The sequence below is a fragment of the Zoogloea sp. LCSB751 genome, assembly GCF_002028455.1.
In the GTDB taxonomy this organism is placed as follows: Bacteria; Pseudomonadota; Gammaproteobacteria; order Burkholderiales; family Rhodocyclaceae; genus Zoogloea.
In genome coordinates this window covers 1-237 of sequence record NZ_MWUM01000598.1, presented here as the reverse complement: position 1 = coordinate 237, position 237 = coordinate 1, and the positions used below count along the sequence as shown (strand labels likewise).

The window sequence follows — 237 nt, the reverse complement described above, 5'->3', positions numbered from 1 at the left end:
AGTTATACCAGTTGTAAGACTAGATAAATATGATTCTCATAGTTATCAACCAAAACCAGAAGATATAAAGAGAATGAATGAGTTAGATGTCCTTGTAGTAAATGGAGTAGGACATGATGAATTTATTTTTGATATTCTAAATGCAGCAGATAGAAAGAAAGAAATAAAAGTTATTTATGCAAATAAAAATGTTTCTTTAATGCCTATAGCGGGTTCAATCAGAAAAGAAAAGGTTAT

At 28.3% G+C, this 237-nt stretch carries 1 protein-coding gene; it reads left to right on the top strand.

Annotated features, from left to right (window positions below; translation table 11 throughout):
- The coding region (locus B4920_RS27855) for a metal ABC transporter solute-binding protein, Zn/Mn family (RefSeq protein ID WP_161493402.1) at positions 1–237 on the top strand (237 nt) is incomplete at both ends.